The 16,666-nt window shown below is 53.8% G+C and carries 15 protein-coding genes; 4 read left to right on the top strand and 11 right to left on the bottom strand.

The genetic code is table 11. From position 1 onward, the window contains the following. Window positions 1–14: 14 nt before the first annotated feature. On the bottom strand, window positions 15–473 hold the full coding sequence (locus KCG39_RS24930; protein WP_004129831.1) for an Lrp/AsnC family transcriptional regulator: 459 nt from the start codon (window positions 471–473) through the stop codon (window positions 15–17). A 115-nt stretch (window positions 474–588) separates the two neighbouring features. Between KCG39_RS24930 and KCG39_RS24925 the strand changes: the two genes are divergently transcribed. Next, a complete protein-coding gene (locus KCG39_RS24925) occupies window positions 589–1,641 on the top strand; it encodes a PLP-dependent cysteine synthase family protein (RefSeq protein ID WP_142467854.1) in 1,053 nt (350 codons plus the stop codon). Between the two features lie 46 nt (window positions 1,642–1,687). Here KCG39_RS24925 and cof read toward each other — a convergent pair whose 3' ends face one another. Continuing rightward, a complete protein-coding gene (gene cof, locus KCG39_RS24920) occupies window positions 1,688–2,506 on the bottom strand; it encodes an HMP-PP phosphatase (RefSeq protein ID WP_004129825.1) in 819 nt (272 codons plus the stop codon). A gap of 126 nt (window positions 2,507–2,632) precedes the next feature. On the opposite strand from cof, the gene KCG39_RS24915 reads away from it, so the two are divergent. Both KCG39_RS24915 and queC read left to right on the top strand, forming a co-directional pair. Beyond that, window positions 2,633–4,333: an SgrR family transcriptional regulator gene (locus tag KCG39_RS24915; protein WP_049114025.1), complete on the top strand. Its 1,701-nt coding sequence runs from the start codon at window positions 2,633–2,635 to the stop codon at window positions 4,331–4,333. A 66-nt stretch (window positions 4,334–4,399) separates the two neighbouring features. Further along, on the top strand, window positions 4,400–5,095 hold the full coding sequence (queC, locus tag KCG39_RS24910) for a 7-cyano-7-deazaguanine synthase QueC (protein WP_004129820.1): 696 nt from the start codon (window positions 4,400–4,402) through the stop codon (window positions 5,093–5,095). A 225-nt stretch (window positions 5,096–5,320) separates the two neighbouring features. On the opposite strand, the gene KCG39_RS24905 is transcribed toward queC, so the two are convergent. The 9 genes from KCG39_RS24905 to bolA all read right to left on the bottom strand — a co-directional run bounded on the left by KCG39_RS24905 (window position 5,321) and on the right by bolA (window position 15,766). Beyond that, on the bottom strand, window positions 5,321–5,722 hold the full coding sequence (locus tag KCG39_RS24905) for a YbgC/FadM family acyl-CoA thioesterase (protein WP_004129818.1): 402 nt from the start codon (window positions 5,720–5,722) through the stop codon (window positions 5,321–5,323). Between the two features lie 110 nt (window positions 5,723–5,832). Continuing rightward, on the bottom strand, window positions 5,833–6,201 hold the full coding sequence (locus KCG39_RS24900) for a helix-hairpin-helix domain-containing protein (RefSeq protein WP_004129816.1): 369 nt from the start codon (window positions 6,199–6,201) through the stop codon (window positions 5,833–5,835). Window positions 6,202–6,349: 148 nt separating this feature from the next. After that, window positions 6,350–8,224 (bottom strand): peptidylprolyl isomerase, encoded by a 1,875-nt coding sequence (ppiD, locus tag KCG39_RS24895; RefSeq protein WP_004129812.1) that lies wholly within the window; start codon window positions 8,222–8,224, stop codon window positions 6,350–6,352. 213 nt (window positions 8,225–8,437) lie between these two features. Then, window positions 8,438–8,710 (bottom strand): nucleoid-associated protein HU-beta, encoded by a 273-nt coding sequence (hupB, locus tag KCG39_RS24890; protein ID WP_002444653.1) that lies wholly within the window; start codon window positions 8,708–8,710, stop codon window positions 8,438–8,440. 208 nt (window positions 8,711–8,918) lie between these two features. Next, on the bottom strand, window positions 8,919–11,273 hold the full coding sequence (gene lon, locus KCG39_RS24885; RefSeq protein ID WP_004099539.1) for an endopeptidase La: 2,355 nt from the start codon (window positions 11,271–11,273) through the stop codon (window positions 8,919–8,921). Window positions 11,274–11,456: 183 nt separating this feature from the next. Next, window positions 11,457–12,731 (bottom strand): ATP-dependent protease ATP-binding subunit ClpX, encoded by a 1,275-nt coding sequence (gene clpX, locus KCG39_RS24880; RefSeq protein ID WP_004099538.1) that lies wholly within the window; start codon window positions 12,729–12,731, stop codon window positions 11,457–11,459. 132 nt (window positions 12,732–12,863) lie between these two features. Beyond that, a complete protein-coding gene (gene clpP, locus KCG39_RS24875) occupies window positions 12,864–13,487 on the bottom strand; it encodes an ATP-dependent Clp endopeptidase proteolytic subunit ClpP (RefSeq protein ID WP_003021624.1) in 624 nt (207 codons plus the stop codon). Window positions 13,488–13,802: 315 nt separating this feature from the next. Continuing rightward, a complete protein-coding gene (tig, locus tag KCG39_RS24870) occupies window positions 13,803–15,101 on the bottom strand; it encodes a trigger factor (RefSeq protein ID WP_004129807.1) in 1,299 nt (432 codons plus the stop codon). Window positions 15,102–15,448: 347 nt separating this feature from the next. Beyond that, window positions 15,449–15,766: a transcriptional regulator BolA gene (gene bolA / locus KCG39_RS24865; protein WP_004133447.1), complete on the bottom strand. Its 318-nt coding sequence runs from the start codon at window positions 15,764–15,766 to the stop codon at window positions 15,449–15,451. Between the two features lie 303 nt (window positions 15,767–16,069). Here bolA and KCG39_RS24860 point away from each other — a divergent pair, with 303 nt between their 5' ends. Then, a complete protein-coding gene (locus tag KCG39_RS24860) occupies window positions 16,070–16,648 on the top strand; it encodes a lipoprotein (protein WP_004129805.1) in 579 nt (192 codons plus the stop codon). Window positions 16,649–16,666: the final 18 nt, after the last annotated feature.

Below are 16,666 nucleotides of genomic sequence, written 5' to 3'. Positions count from 1 at the left end.
AGCGGCTGATGCCGTTAATCAATCGGCAAGGCTGTCGTGTATTTTATCTGTTCCATGGCAAAACTCGAAGTGACATCCGAGAGCCCCGGTACGCTGTTTACCAGGCGTTTATAAAAATCATCATAGCTTTTCATATCCGCAACCTGGACCCGCAGCAGGTAGTCATACTCCCCCGCCATACGCCAGAAACCGAGAACCTCCGCCATCTGGGTGACCTCGCTGACGAAGCGGCAATACCAGTCGCTACTGTGGTGCTGAGTCTTAATCAGCACAAACGCCGTCAGCCCAAGCCCGACCTTTTCCGCATCCAGCAGAGCGACTCGCCCGCGCAGGATACCTTCGTCTTCCAGACGCTTCAGGCGCTTCCAGCATGGTGTGGTGGTCAGATTAACGGCATCAGCCAGCGCCTGCAAAGAGAGGGTACAGTCGGTTTGCAGTAAAGAAAGCAGCTTACGGTCAATTTTATCTAACATTACTCACCTCAGGAGAAAAATTTACTCCATTAATTGTAATTCAAAGGCTAAATGGCAACAATTTTTCCTTCGAATTCCGCTAAGCTGGGCACAAAATGACAAACAGGAAACCGAGATGAACAGCGCCTGGATAAAACACGCGATTAGTGAAATTAATGCCGATTATCAGCGTTCCGCCGATACGCACCTGATTCGTCTGGCGCTCCCGGAGTTCCCTGGGATCCAGCTCTATCTGAAAGATGAAAGCACCCATCCAACCGGTAGCCTGAAGCATCGTCTGGCCCGCTCGCTGTTCCTCTATGGTCTGTGCAACGGCTGGATTAAAGAAGGGACGACGATTATTGAATCCTCTTCGGGTTCGACCGCCGTCTCCGAAGCCTACTTCGCCCGTCTGTTAGGTCTGCCGTTTATCGCCGTGATGCCTTCCTGTACGGCAAAACGTAAAATTGAACAAATTGAGTTCTACGGCGGCCGCTGTCATTTTGTCGATAGCGCCTGCGAAATCTATGCCGCCTCCGAGACTCTGGCTCGAGAGCTGAACGGGCATTATATGGATCAGTTTACCTTTGCCGAACGGGCGACCGACTGGCGGGGAAATAATAATATCGCCGACAGTATCTTCCGTCAGATGAGCCATGAGCCGCACCCGCAGCCGTCGTATATCGTGATGAGCGCGGGCACCGGCGGTACCTCAGCAACCATTGGCCGCTACATTCGTAGTCAGGGTTACGATACGCAGCTGATGGTGGTTGACCCACAAAACTCAGTGTTTTTGGACTACTGGCAAAGCCGCGACGCCAGCCTGCGCAGCCCGGTCGGTAGCAAAATTGAGGGTATTGGCCGCCCACGCGTCGAACCTTCATTTATTCCCGATGTGGTCGATGAGATGCTGCGGGTACCGGATGCCGCCAGCGTCGCCACTGCCCTATGGCTGGAAACGCTGCTCGGGCGTAAAGTCGGCGCATCAACCGGCACCAATATGTGGGGCGTGCTGCAGCTGGCCGTACGGATGCGCCAGGAGGGGCGCAGCGGCTCCCTCGTTACGCTGCTGTGCGACAGCGGCGAACGTTATCTGGAGAGCTACTACAATCCGCAGTGGGTGACGGCCAATATTGGCGATATTTGCCCGTGGCAGGCACAGATCGCCGACATGCTGCGAGCAAAATAAAAAAAGCCAGATATCACAGGATATCTGGCTTGCTGGCAGGGTCTCTTTATTCGGGGGAATAAGGAAGATCAGGATTATCCAGCCAATGAGTCAAAAAGTGGGAAACGGCCTGATGACGGCAGTCGCCAATAACCGGTAGATGCGGAAGTTCATTTTTCAGCTGATGCATCGCATTGCCCATAATCACCCCCCGGCCAACGCTGCCGAGCATTTCCCGATCGTTCATGGCGTCACCGAACGCCATGCAATCCTGCAACGTCAGGCCAAGATGCTGGCTTAGTACCGCCAGAGCCGCTCCTTTGTTACAGCCGCCGGGCAAAACTTCAAGACAATCCATCGCTGAAAAACAGAGATCCGCCCGGCCGCCGAGCGCTTCATTCAGCTGGATCCGCAGCCGCCGCAGATCGTCATGATCGCCGCAGAAGCAGATTTTCGTAACCTGATGCGCCGGCATCCGTTTTGGATCGTACAGCTGGTAACGAAAACCGCTAAAAACGTGCGCTTTCAAAATTTCGGGAATCTCCTGCCCGGTGTACCAGCCGCCGTCGTTGAAGAAATGCATACTGGCCGAGGTTTCCCAGGCGCTGTGCAGCACCTCTTCCGCCACATCGGGGGCCAGATCGCGGCGATACAGCTCTTCGCCCTCCAGAGAGTGAATGCGCGTCCCGTTGCCGGTAATTAAAAACGCATCCAGAGAAAACTCGCCAATAACGTGGCGCATCTCCAGGGCATGACGGCCGGTGGCGAAAGTCAGGGTGATATCGCGCTCGCGCAGACGTTTTAGCGTCGACAGCGTTTTTTCTCCCAGACGATGGTCCGGCATCAGTAGCGTACCGTCCATATCAAATGCAGCCAGTCTTGCCATCTCCTGCTCCCCAATGGTGGTGGATTTTGCTTGTGTTGCAGTATCGCCTGAGATATACGGAAGTAATAGTGAATAGATGAATTTTATTGTTCCTGGTTTACGAATATAGCGCAGGATTAAACAGATATGAGGCTATTAAACCGTCTCCATCAGTACCAGCGGCTCTGGGAACCCTCCTCGGGCGAGCCGCAGCAGGTTACCGTCGGCGAGCTGGCGGGACGCTGCTTTTGCAGCGAACGCCATATCCGTACCCTGCTGCGCCAGGCGCAAGAATCCGGCTGGCTAAGCTGGCAGGCCAGCTCCGGTCGTGGAAAGCGCGGATTGCTTCAGTTTTATAAAGCGCCGGAAACGCTGCGCAACGAAATGATGGAACAGGCGTTGAATAAAGGGCAGCAGCAAAATGCCCTCGAGCTGGCCCAGCTTGCGCCGGTGGAGCTTAAAGCGCTGCTTTCCCCCTTTCTCGGCGGCCAATGGCAGAACGATACGCCAACCCTGCGTATTCCTTATTACCGTCCACTGGAGCCGCTACGCCCGGGTTTTATGCCGGGAAGGGCGGAACAGCACCTGGCCGGGGAGATATTTTCCGGCCTGACCCGATTTGATGCGCGCAGTACCTGTCCAATAGGCGATTTAGCCCATCACTGGGAAGTATCGCCTGACGGTCTGCGCTGGCATTTTTATATTCGTTCAACCTTGTTCTGGCATAACGGCGATCCGATTAAAACCTCTCAGCTACAGCAGCGGCTTTTGATGCTACTGCAGCTACCCTCACTGCGTAAGCTATTCGCCAGTATTAGCGAGATTAACGTCCCCCACTCCCAGTGTCTGACTATCACCCTGCATCGCGCCGATTACTGGCTGCCGTTCCGCCTTGCCAGCTACTGCAGCGTGCTGGCGCATCCGGACAATTCGGCGATCGGCAGCGGACCATTTCGCCTGAAATTATTTACTCCGGACCTGGTACGGCTGGAAAACCATCAGCGCTATCATCTCACTCACCCGCTGCTGCAGGCCGTGGAATTCTGGATCACGCCGCAGCTGTTCGAGCAGGATCTGGGCACCAGCTGTCGTCATCCGGTACAGATAACCATTGGCGATCCTGACGAGCTGACCAGACTACGTCAGGTCAGCAACAGTATTAGCCTCGGTTTTTGCTATCTAACGCTGCGCCAAAGCCCTCGTCTTAACAAAGCGCAGGCGCAAAGGCTGGTCTCGCTGATTCATCGCTCCACTCTGTTAGAAACCCTACCGCTGGATGAGGATCTGATCGCGCCCAGCAATGAAGTATTGCCGGGCTGGTCTATTCCGCAGGGGCCTGAAAATCATGATACCCCTCTGCCTGAACGGCTTACCCTGCTCTATCATCTTCCCGTAGAGCTACACGCCATGGCGGAGCAGCTTCGGCAACGACTGGCAGAGCTGGGCTGCGAGCTGACGATTATTTTTCATGATGCAAAAAACTGGGATGGCTGCGAGCAGTTTGCGAAAGCAGACCTGATGATGGGCGACCGCCTGATCGGCGAAGCGCCGGTCTATGCTCTGGAGCAGTGGCTACGCTGCGACGCGCTGTGGCCTAATTTGTTGACCGGGGCGCAATATGCACATCTTCAGGCGACGCTGGATGCCGTTCAGGCCCTACCGGACGAGCGCAGCCGCAGCGAAGCTTTGCGCAACGTCTTTGACAGATTGATGGATGATGCCATCATGACCCCACTGTTCAATTATAATTATCGGATCAGCGCACCGCCGGGGGTTAATGGGCTACGACTCAACGCGCGAGGCTGGTTTGACTTCGCCAGCGCCTGGCTACCGGCCTCAGCGCCGTGACAGAGCTGGTGGTCGCGCTCATCAGGCGCTACCATATGCGCCTCACTTCGATTGTCAGGAATTATCATGAAACGCGCCGTAGTTGTCTTCAGCGGAGGACAAGATTCGACGACCTGCCTGGTGCAGGCTCTGCAACAGTATGATGAAGTGCATTGCGTCACTTTTGATTATGGCCAACGCCACCGCGCGGAGATTGACGTTGCTCGCGAACTGGCGCTAAAACTGGGGGCCGTCGCCCATAAGGTCCTTGATGTCACGCTGCTTAACGAACTGGCGGTCAGCAGCCTGACCCGCGATAGCATTCCGATTCCGGATTACGAGCCGGACGCCAGCGGCATCCCCAATACTTTTGTCCCCGGTCGCAACATTCTGTTTTTAACCCTGACGGCGATTTACGCGTATCAGGTTAAGGCAGAAGCTATTATCACCGGCGTTTGTGAGACCGATTTTTCGGGCTATCCGGACTGCCGAGACGAGTTTGTGAAAGCGCTGCACCATGCCGTCAGCCTCGGAATGGCGAAAGATATTCGCTTCGAGACGCCGCTGATGTGGCTTAACAAAGCCGAGACCTGGGCCTTAGCCGATTACTGGGGCCAGTTAGAGCTAGTGCGCCATGAAACCCTGACCTGCTATAACGGCATTAAAGGCGACGGCTGCGGGCAGTGCGCCGCCTGTAATCTACGCGCCAACGGCCTGAGCCACTATCTTGGCGATAAGGTTGGCGTGATGACGGTGATGAAGCAAAAAACCGGGCTCCAGTAAGCGGTTACTTCCCGGCGGCGCAATAGCCCCGCTGGCGGCCGAAGGCGATTAGCCCGGTCAGATACGCTGCAGCGCCTACGGGGAAATTCCGCAACTTTCTGCGCCCTCGCCCCGGGGACGGCGCGATGCGCCTGCCCGGGCTGCCGGAGCGCAGGCTGCCGGGGGACGTGTAGCCCCGGCAGGTGCGCAGCACCGCCTCCGGGACATCTCCCTCCGGCTGGCCAGTTAGCGCGGCTCAAGCTGCTCCAGCTTCTCCCGCAGTTCGCCCTCCAGCGGCAGCGCTTTCTGGGTTTTAAGATCGATACAGACAAAGGTGATAAGCGCATCGGCGACCACTTCGCCGTTAGGATTGAGGGTAACCACCTGGCTTAACGTCCCGCTTTTTCCATTGAGCTTTTCGAGCTTGCTGGTGACGGTTAACACATCGCCCAGTACCGCTGGTCGGCGATAGTTGATATTGATATTCACCACCACAAAAGCGATGTTGCGCTCGGTCATCCAGTGGAAGGCCGGGCTGCTTTCCAGACCATCCCAACGCGCCTCTTCGAGAAACTCCAGATAACGCGCATTGTTGACGTGCTGATATACATCCAAGTGATAGCCGCGAACTTTGATTTGAGTCTGCATAGCGCGAATGCCTTATCTCTAATTGTTGTTTTGAGGTCAGAGGTCACACCACTGGTGTAACCTCTTCATTCTGGCAAATAATAACAACTGTGCAAACTTCCGCTGAAAATTTACAGCTTCAGATGTGACAGATTTCTCTCTACCAGCGAGTTGCCCATACCGGGGACCTGCTTAAGGTCGTCAACGGTTTTAAACGGCCCGTACTCTTCGCGATAGCTCACGATAGCCTGCGCTTTCTTCAGACCGACGCCATTCAACGCCTTAGCCAACTCCTCCGCACTGGCGTGATTAATACTCACCCTGGTGCCCTCACTGTCGGCCGCGTTTAACCCATCCGGCGCTTTTGCCTGCGGCGACTGCACGCTCTCCTTTACCGTCGACGACGCTTTACCCGCAGAGGGCGCCGCCTGCGCTATCTGACTCCCCGCCGCCGCACAAACCAGTACTGCGGCAATAAGCGTTTTCATTCCTCGTTTCATGCTGTTATCTCCTTGTTTGTTGACAGCAAGAGCACGATAGCGATGAGGGAAAAAGAGTACAAAAGGCAAAATGCAGAAATGGAAAAGGCCGCGAAAGCGGCCTTTGAGGATTACATCACGTTACTTGCTTTTGCGAAGCAGCGCGAAATTATTGTTGCTGGTCGATGATGTCGCCGACCTTAATTTTAGCCGCTTTACGCAGGTTGCTCATCAGCGCTTCGAAGGCGATCTGGGCGTTATTCTGGGTGATCCCCTGAATCATCGCTTTTTTCTGCTCTTCCGGCATCGTACCCGCTTTCACTTCCTCCAGCGCCAGCAGCACTACGTTGCCCTGCAGATCGGAGCCCACGCCGTAGCTTGGCTTACCCGACTGCGGCAACGGTAACGCAAAGACTGACTGGCTCAGCGCTTCCTGACCGGTGCGTGACAGCGTCTGCGGCGCGCCAAAGCTCAGGCCTGCGGCTTTCATCGCTTCATCGCCTTTACCCTCTTTCAGGGCCGTCAGCAGCTTATCAGCATCCAGCTTTGCCTGCTGTTCCGCTTTGTTGCGCTTAACAATATCGCTTACCTGCGCTTTCACATCCGCCAGCGGCTTAACCGCCTCCGCTTTGTGCTCGCTGATGCGCAGAACAAACGCGCGATCGCCGTCAACGGTGATGATATCGGAGTTGCTGCCCGGCGTGCCGTTGTCGCCAACCAGGCCGCCGTTGAAGATAGCTTCAGAGACCGGCTTGAAGTTCAGCTCTTGCGGCAGGCTGTCACGGCCAAACCAACCTGTTTCAACCACTTTCAGACCGGCAACCTGGGCGGCGCCCGCCAGCGACTCATTATCGTTGCTCGCCGCGTCGCTCACTTTCTGCTGCAGCGCGTAGTACGCATCCAGCGCTTTTTCCTGCTTCACTTTCGCCGCGATATCATCGCGAACCTCAGCCAGCGGTTTAACCTGCGCAGCCTGAACGTCGTCCAGACGGGCAACGAGGAAACCCACGGAGGATTTAATCACGCCAGAAAGCTGGCCTTTTTCTTTCAGACCGGCTTCTTTCAGCTCCGGCACGGTTGCGGCATCGTCCATCCATCCCATGTCGCCGCCGTTGCGGGCAGAGATGATGTCGGTTGATTTCTCTTTTGCCAGAGCGGCGAAGTCTGCTCCTTTCTTCAGCTCATCGAGCACAGCCTGGGCATCCGCTTCGGTTTTGGTCTGAATGATGCTGTAGCGGTTACGCTGCGGCTGAGTGAACTGATCCTGATGCTGGTCGTACCATGACTGAATTTCTTCGTCAGAGGCGTTTTCCTGCATGCTCGCAGCGTCCATCTTGATATAACTTACGCGGAACTGCTCCGGGGCCATAAAACGCGCCTGGTTCTGCTGGTAGAAGGCGTTGATTTCATCGTCGGTAGCGGTTTGCTTCGCCGCCAGCGCGTTCACGTCGATAGTTGCTTCACGGACGACGCGCTGTTGAGAAACCAGCGCCGCCAGCTGGTCGGATTCGCCCTGCAGCATAAAGTCGGTACCGGCTACGGCGTTGATCAATTGCTGAGTCGTCAGCTGATTACGAAGCGCCTGCGCGTACTGATCCGTCGTCATCCCCATCTGATTAACGATACGACTGAAGCGCTCGTTATCAAATTTGCCATCCGCCTGGAAAGCCTGGGTCTGGAAGATCGCCTGCTTAACCTGGTCATCGCTGATGCTGAGACCAAGCTCACGGGCATACTGATCGAGCAGCGCCTCGTCAATCAGACGGTTCAGCACCTGCTGACGCATGGTCTTCATGTAATTTTCATTAGCCGCCAGCTCTGAGAACTGGTCGCCAAGCTGCTGCTGCATGCGATTACGCTCGCTGGCAACGGCATTCTCAAACTGTGTGCGACCAATCTCCTGGTCATTAACTTTTGCGGCATAGTTGTTGCCACCGCCAATCAGGTAACCACTCACCCCGGTCAAAATGAACGAGACGATAATGATACCGAAAATAATCTTGAGCACGACGCTGTTGGCGGCCGTGCGTAGGTTGTCCATCATGGTGTAACAACGCTCCGCTGTAGATGACTTTAGCTCGCGCAGCATAGCATGTGATGGCCGCCGCGCGTGAGGACGTATTTTGACAAGAAAACGGGGTGATTGTCAGCCCACAAGTGCGTATAAACTCACATTAAGTCGCATTCTGGCAAATAAAAAAGGCACATCTTGCGATGCGCCCTTGTACTTCGTCACAGACCCCAGTGGGGAAGTCGATCAGTTTACCGCGTCTTTCAGCGCTTTACCTGCGCGGAAACCCGGTACTTTAGCAGCAGCAATGGTGATTTCTTTGCCTGTTTGCGGATTGCGACCAGTACGGGCAGCGCGCTCTTTAACAGCAAAAGTACCAAACCCTACCAGCGCAACGTCATCTCCAGCCTGCAGAGATTCAGTAACAGAAGCGATTAAAGCATCTAACGCACGTCCAGCTGCGGCTTTAGAAATGTCCGCACCGGCAGCAATTTTGTCAATCAGTTGAGATTTATTCACTGTTCTCTTCCTCTCTTTATAATTTATATCGCACCAGAATCCTTCGTGGTGCGACCGCGCAGCAGTTATATCAGGACTGTCATGCCCTTACAACAGAGTTGTAATTGACCCCCCTGCCAGCGATCTAAGTTAGCTACACAAAAAAAGGCTGGCAAGTACGAATTTACTTACCAGCCCTATTTTTCTTAGCGCTATTTGCGCGAAATCACTATTTTGCCGTGACGACTTCCATTCCAAACGGTTCGTTCTGCAGCGCAAGTGCCAGAACTTCCTCGATTCGTTTTACCGGATGGATATCTAAATCAGCGATAACGTTATCCGGAATTTCTTCAAGGTCGCGTTTATTTTCATCAGGAATCAGAACAGTCTTAATGCCGCCACGATGCGCGGCCAACAGTTTTTCCTTCAGACCACCAATCGGCAATACCTGGCCACGGAGGGTAATCTCGCCGGTCATCGCCACGTCAGCGCGTACCGGATTACCCGTCAGGCAGGAAACCAGCGCGGTGCACATCGCGATACCGGCGCTTGGACCATCCTTCGGCGTAGCGCCTTCCGGCACGTGAACGTGAATATCACGTTTTTCGTAAAAGTCTGAGTTAATACCCAGCTTATCCGCACGTGAACGAACCACCGTCAACGCCGCCTGGATGGATTCCTGCATGACTTCACCCAGTGAACCAGTGTAGGTCAGCTTGCCTTTACCCGGAACGCAGGCGGTTTCAATGGTCAGCAGATCGCCGCCCACTTCCGTCCACGCCAGGCCGGTCACCTGACCTACGCGGTTTTCGCTATCCGCACGGCCATAGTCATAGCGCTGCACGCCAAGGAAATCGTGTAGGTTGTCGCCATTAATCTCGATGTGTTTCAGCGACTTATCCAGCAGAAGCTGTTTCACTGCTTTGCGGCACAGTTTCGAGATTTCGCGCTCCAGACCACGCACGCCCGCTTCACGGGTGTAGTAGCGAATGATGCCGATAATCGCGCTATCATCCACCGTCAGCTCGCCTTTCTTGAGCGCGTTACGCTCAATCTGTTTTGACAGCAGATGGCGTTTGGCGATGTTCAGCTTCTCATCTTCGGTATAGCCGGAGAGGCGGATCACTTCCATACGATCCAGCAGCGGCGCCGGAATATTCATGGAGTTAGAGGTCGCAACGAACATCACGTCGCTGAGATCGTAATCCACTTCCAGATAGTGGTCGTTAAAGGCCACGTTTTGTTCCGGATCCAACACCTCGAGCAGCGCCGATGCCGGATCGCCGCGCATGTCAGAAGACATCTTGTCGATCTCATCCAGCAAGAACAGCGGGTTTTTAACGCCCACTTTAGCCATTTTCTGGATCAGTTTGCCCGGCATTGAGCCAATATAGGTACGGCGGTGACCGCGGATTTCCGCTTCATCGCGCACGCCGCCCAGCGCCATACGCACATATTTGCGTCCGGTTGCTTTGGCGATAGATTGGCCGAGAGAGGTTTTACCTACCCCCGGAGGCCCAACCAGGCACAGGATCGGCCCTTTAAGCTTGTTAACACGGCTCTGCACCGCGAGGTACTCAAGAATACGATCCTTCACGCGCTCAAGGCCGTAGTGATCGGTATCGAGGATCTCCTGAGCCTGACGCAGGTCTTTTTTAACCTTGCTGCGGGCGTTCCACGGTACCTGCACCATCCAGTCAATGTAGCCGCGAACGACGGTGGCTTCCGCCGACATCGGGGACATCATTTTCAGTTTTTGCAGTTCCGCTTCGGTTTTCTCTTTTGCCTCTTTCGGCATTTTCGCCGCGTCGATCTTACGCTTCAGCGCTTCGTTCTCGTCCGGAGCGTCATCCATCTCGCCGAGCTCTTTTTGAATGGCTTTCATTTGCTCATTCAGATAGTACTCGCGCTGAGATTTCTCCATCTGCTTTTTCACGCGGTTACGAATACGCTTTTCAACCTGCAGCAGATCGATTTCCGACTCCATCATCGCCATCAGATATTCCAGACGTTCGTTCACGTCGGACATCTCCAGCACGGACTGTTTGTCCGCCAGCTTCAGCGGCATATGCGCAGCGATGGTATCCGCCAGACGCGCCGGATCGTCGATGCTATTGAGCGACGTCAGCACTTCCGGTGGGATTTTCTTGTTCAGCTTGATGTAGCCTTCAAACTGGCTGATGGCGGTACGAACCAGCACTTCCTGCTCGCGTTCGTCAATCGCCGGCGATTCAAGATATTCCGCTTTCGCCGAAAAATGCTCGCCGTTATCAGACAGCGCAGAGATGCGCGCACGCTGTAAACCTTCGACCAGCACTTTCACAGTCCCGTCCGGTAGCTTCAGCATTTGCAAAATAGACGCCACGGTCCCGACGGTGAAAAGATCGTTTACACCCGGCTCATCCGTCGAGGCTTCTTTCTGCGCAACCAGCATGATTTTTTTGTCATGGTCCATGGCTGCTTCGAGACAACGGATAGATTTTTCCCGCCCTACAAACAGGGGTATGACCATGTGCGGATAAACCACCACATCGCGCAACGGCAATACGGGGATTTCAATGCGTTCAGAACGCTCAGGATTCATAGAGCTCTCTCTTAGTTTAAAGTCCGCCAGGTAGCCGACGACGCAATTCAACGACGCGTCGCCGTTAATATGTAAACCAGTATATGGGGATGTATTCCATACATTCAACGGCGGGAATGCAGGAAAAATAAAAGGGGAGATAAAATCCCCCCTTTTTGTTAACTGCTTGAGCAAACTGGTTAATTATTCACCAGACGCCTGCTGCGCTTCCGGTTTGCCGTAAATCAGCAGCGGCTTGCTCTGACCATCGATAACCGAAGCGTCGATGACCACTTTTTCCACGTCTTCCATTGACGGAAGATCGTACATGGTATCGAGCAGCGCGGCTTCAACGATAGAACGCAGGCCGCGAGCACCGGTTTTACGCGCCATCGCTTTCTTAGCGATAGCGTCCAGCGCTTCGTCGCGGAACTCCAGCTCGGCGCCTTCAAGGCTGAACAACGCCTGATACTGCTTAGTCAGGGCGTTTTTCGGCTCTTTGAGGATCTGAATCAGCGCTTCTTCGCTCAGCTCGCTCAGGGTCGCCACCACAGGCAGACGGCCAATGAACTCAGGAATCAGACCAAACTTGATCAGATCTTCCGGCTCAACCTGGGACAGCAGTTCACCTTCGCTGGCTTTATCGGACTTCGCCTTAACCGTCGCGCCGAAACCAATGCCGGAGCCGGTTTCGACACGGTGGGAAATGACCTTATCCAGACCGGCAAACGCGCCGCCGCAGATAAACAGGATTTTAGAGGTATCAACCTGCAGGAACTCCTGCTGCGGATGCTTACGCCCGCCCTGCGGCGGAACCGCGGCCACGGTACCTTCAATAAGCTTCAGCAGCGCCTGCTGCACGCCTTCGCCGGAAACATCGCGGGTGATCGACGGGTTATCCGATTTACGGGAAATTTTGTCAATCTCATCAATGTAGACGATACCGCGCTGGGCTTTCTGCACGTCGTAGTCGCACTTCTGCAACAATTTCTGGATGATGTTCTCCACATCCTCACCCACGTAACCCGCTTCGGTCAGGGTGGTGGCATCAGCCATGGTGAAAGGCACATCCAGCAGGCGCGCCAGCGTTTCCGCCAGCAGCGTTTTACCGGAGCCGGTTGGCCCGATCAGCAGAATGTTGCTTTTACCCAGTTCAACGCCGTTGCTGGTGTCGCCATTGCGCAGACGTTTGTAGTGATTGTATACCGCCACTGCCAGCACTTTTTTCGCCGGCTCCTGGCCGATAACGTAATCGTCCAGATGGTGGCGAATCTCGTGGGGAGTCGGCAATGCACTGCGCTCGCGATGCGGCGCGACTTCTTTAATTTCTTCGCGAATGATGTCGTTACATAAATCAACGCATTCGTCGCAGATATACACGGATGGCCCGGCGATTAGCTTACGCACTTCATGCTGGCTTTTGCCGCAAAAAGAGCAGTACAACAGTTTGCCCGAACCATCTTTGCGTTTATCTGTCATGAGTCCAAACCTCTTATTAAGTTCTTTGTGCCGCACACGACGACGCAAATGCCATTCTCAGGCGCAAACCGCTGGAAAGCGTTGTGCCGCCCTCTTACAAACAAGTATAGCGGCCCCCTTGCGCCCGGGGCATCAATTACGATGAGTCAAAATGGAGTCGACGAGGCCGTATTCCACTGCTTCTGAGGCAGACAGGAAACGATCGCGCTCGGTATCACGCTCGATCTGCTCAAGGGATTGACCCGTATGATGTGCCATTAGTTCATTCATGCGGCCTTTCACTTTCAGGATTTCGCGGGCGTGGATTTCGATATCCGTCGCCTGGCCCTGATAGCCGCCCAGCGGCTGGTGAATCATCACGCGGGAGTTCGGCAGACAGAAACGCTTACCTTTAGCCCCAGCGGTCAGCAGGAAGGCGCCCATCGAAGCCGCCTGCCCCATACAAATAGTGCTGACGTCCGGTTTGATGAACTGCATAGTGTCGTAAATCGACATCCCGGCGGTAATCACGCCGCCCGGAGAGTTAATGTACAGATAGATATCTTTTTCCGGGTTTTCCGCTTCCAGAAACAGCATCTGCGCCACGATCAGGTTAGCCATGTGATCTTCTACCTGGCCAGTCAGAAAAATGACGCGCTCCTTGAGCAGACGGGAGTAAATATCAAATGAACGTTCGCCGCGTGAGGTCTGTTCAATGACCATCGGCACCAGGGCCATATGGGGTGCAAAGTTGTCTCGTTCGCCACTGTATGACATTTCCGTCTCCTGGATTAATTTGAAAAAAACCGCTGCACTGATTGTAACCTTACGGACGGATTATCAGCCAGAATTTCTGCCATCGGGCAGAAGTGCATTGATGCACGCTTCATTACGGCGCATGGTTATACCGCTGCGGTTACGTCTCCCGGTTATGGGGATGACGTTGCCTTAATTCAAGCATAACAATCTTTTGTCGTAACGCTATCACTGAAATCGCCTTTTCGCACGTATCCTAAGGCTATCATTGCAATAAAAAAACCCGCGGCCTTTCGGCAACGGGTTTTTACTCAAACCTTAAACCTTGCGGCGAAATTACGCTTGCTGGTTCATCAGTTCGCTGAAGGAAGTGGCTTTTTCAGACACTTTAGCTTTCGCCAGCACGGCTTCAACAGCCTGCTCTTCCAGAGCGACGTTGCGCATGTTGTCCATCAGCTCTTTGTTTTTGCTGTAGAACTCAACGACTTCTTTCGGATCTTCGTAAGCGGAAGCCATCTCTTCGATCAGGCCTTTCACGCGATCTTCGTCAGCTTTCAGCTCGTTGGTACGAATCACTTCGCCCAGCAGCAAGCCAACAACAACGCGGCGTTTAGCCTGCTCTTCGAACAGCTCACGCGGCAGTTCCAGAGCCTGTTGCTCGTTACCGCCGAAACGCTGAGCAGCCTGGCGGCGCAGAACGTCGATTTCGCTGTCAATCAGCGCAGCTGGAACATCGATATCGTTAGCTTTAACCAGACCTTCGATAGCCTGAGATTTAACGCGGTTACGCACAGCGCCTTTCAGCTCGCGCTCCATGTTTTTACGCACTTCAGCGCGCAGACCGGCTACGGAACCATCTTCAACGCCGAAACGCTTGATGAACTCTTCAGTCAGCTCTGGCAGTTCACGTTCTTCAACTTTCTTCAGGTTGATAACGAACTTAGCCGCTTTACCTTTCAGGTTTTCAGCGTGGTATTCTTCCGGGAAGGTCACGTCGATGGTGAACTCTTCGCCAGCTTTGTGGCCTTTGATACCATCTTCAAAGCCCGGGATCATACGACCCTGGCCCATCGCCAGTACGAAGTCAGAAGCTTTGCCGCCTTCGAACTCTTCACCATCAACGGAACCGGTGAAATCAACGGTAACGCGATCTTCGGCATCAACAGCGCCGTCTTTGTCTTTCCAGTTAGCCTGCTGCTTACGCAGAGTATCCAGCATGGTGTCAACGTCAGCGTCGGTCACTTCAACAACCGGTTTTTCAACTTCGATCGCTTCCAGACCCTGCAGTTCAACTTCCGGATAAACTTCGAACTCGACCGCGTAGGTGAAATCTTCACCCAGCTTGTATTCGCCCGGAACATAGTTCGGCGCGCCGGCCGGATTAATTTTTTCTTTGATGATCGCGTCAACGAAGTTACGGCTCATCAGGTCACCCAGCACGTCCTGGCGAACAGATGCGCCATAACGCTGAGCAACAACATTCATCGGCACTTTGCCTTTACGGAAGCCGTCAATGCGAACTTTTTTCGCTACGTTGACCAGCTCGCTTTTGACAGCATTCTCGATGCTGTCAGCGGCGATAGTAATCGTTACACGGCGCCCAAGGCCCTGAGTGGTTTCAACTGAAACTTGCATCTTGTTACCTCAAAAAAATCACAGTGCTCGGTCAACTCTGGAAGCGCGAACAGGTTGCTTCGCAGAACCGGGATGCCCTCTTCAAATCAGAAACACATTCCCTGTCGTCAGAATCATCCCGAAGACATTCATAATAAAAGACGCGGCATTATAGCGGCATCACTTTTGTGAGTCGAGAACGGTTGTCGCCCACTGCTGCGGCTTTTTTCACATTTCCCGAGCAAATTTGCCTGTAAAAAAGCGCAAACTGCACATTTTCCAGGCAAAACAAAACGGCCCGCAGGCCGTTTTCTCATAAATCTTCACGCAACATACTGGAAAAGCTCCAGCGGTTGCAAATGCGATTTCTACGCGATACTCCCAGCCCCGCGACAAGGAGGAGAAGCAAAGACGGTATCCTGTAGCCCTTCCCACTCTTTGATTGTGTAGGTATGCAACGCCAGAGCGTGCACGGTGCTTGATAGTTCCTCAGTCAACGTTCCGTAAATCATACGGTGACGATTAAGAAAACGCTCGCCAAGGAAGCGATCGCTCACCAACACCACTTTAAAATGACTTTCAGAGCCCGCAGGAACGTTGTGGCGATAACTTTCATCCACGACTTCAAGATACACCGGGTCGAACGCTGCCCTAAGTTTTGCTTCGATCTGTTCACGTATCATCATGAATTTTCTCCTCCGACAACGCTGTATTGCCGCCATTCCCTTTAAATGTTAGCCGCTTTTACCGCTTCCATTGGGCGAAAACAACAAAAAATTGGCATTCCTCTGATATTTTCATGCAAAAGTATCGGCTTTACTGGTCTGGTATCCTGAAAGCCCCATCTGAATTGCGATATGCGATGCTGCAAGGACAGAAAACGCACAAGACGATGAATTTACATGCGTTGCCACTTCCCCTTGCCGTTGGCGATGTTATGATGGCGGGAATTGTCCTCATTACTACTCCCATGCGTTGAGACCCTGAACATGTTTAAGAAAATTCTTTTGCCTTTGGTCGCGCTGTTTATGCTGGCCGGATGCGCCACTCCGCCGACCACTATTGATGTATCACCGAAAATTACCCTGCCGCAGCAGGATCCCAGCCTGATGGGCGTGACCGTCAGCATTAACGGCGCCGATCAGCGTCCGGATCAGGCGCTGGCGAAAGTCACTCGCGATAACCAACAGGTTACGCTGACCGCCTCCCGCGACCTGCGTTTCTTATTGCAGGAAGTCCTCGAGAAACAGATGACCTCCCGCGGCTATATGATTGGTCCGAACGGCGCCGTTGACCTGCAAATTATCGTCAATAAACTGTACGCCGACGTGTCACAGGGCAACGTGCGTTACAACATCGCCACCAAAGCCGATATCGCCATCATCGCCACCGCCGCCAACGGCAACAAGATGACCAAAAACTATCGTGCCAGCTACTCTGTTGAAGGCGCATTTCAGGCCTCGAACAAGAATATCGCCGATGCGGTTAATAGCGTTATGACCGATACCATTAGCGATATGGCGCAGGACACCAGCATTCACGATTTTATCAAGCAAAACGCTCGTTAATTTAAGTTGCAGACCCGG

The sequence above is a fragment of the Klebsiella pasteurii genome, assembly GCF_018139045.1.
Taxonomy (GTDB): domain Bacteria; phylum Pseudomonadota; class Gammaproteobacteria; order Enterobacterales; family Enterobacteriaceae; genus Klebsiella; species Klebsiella grimontii.
The sequence above is the reverse complement of the archived record's forward strand: the minus strand, read 5'-3'. Positions and strand labels throughout refer to the sequence as shown.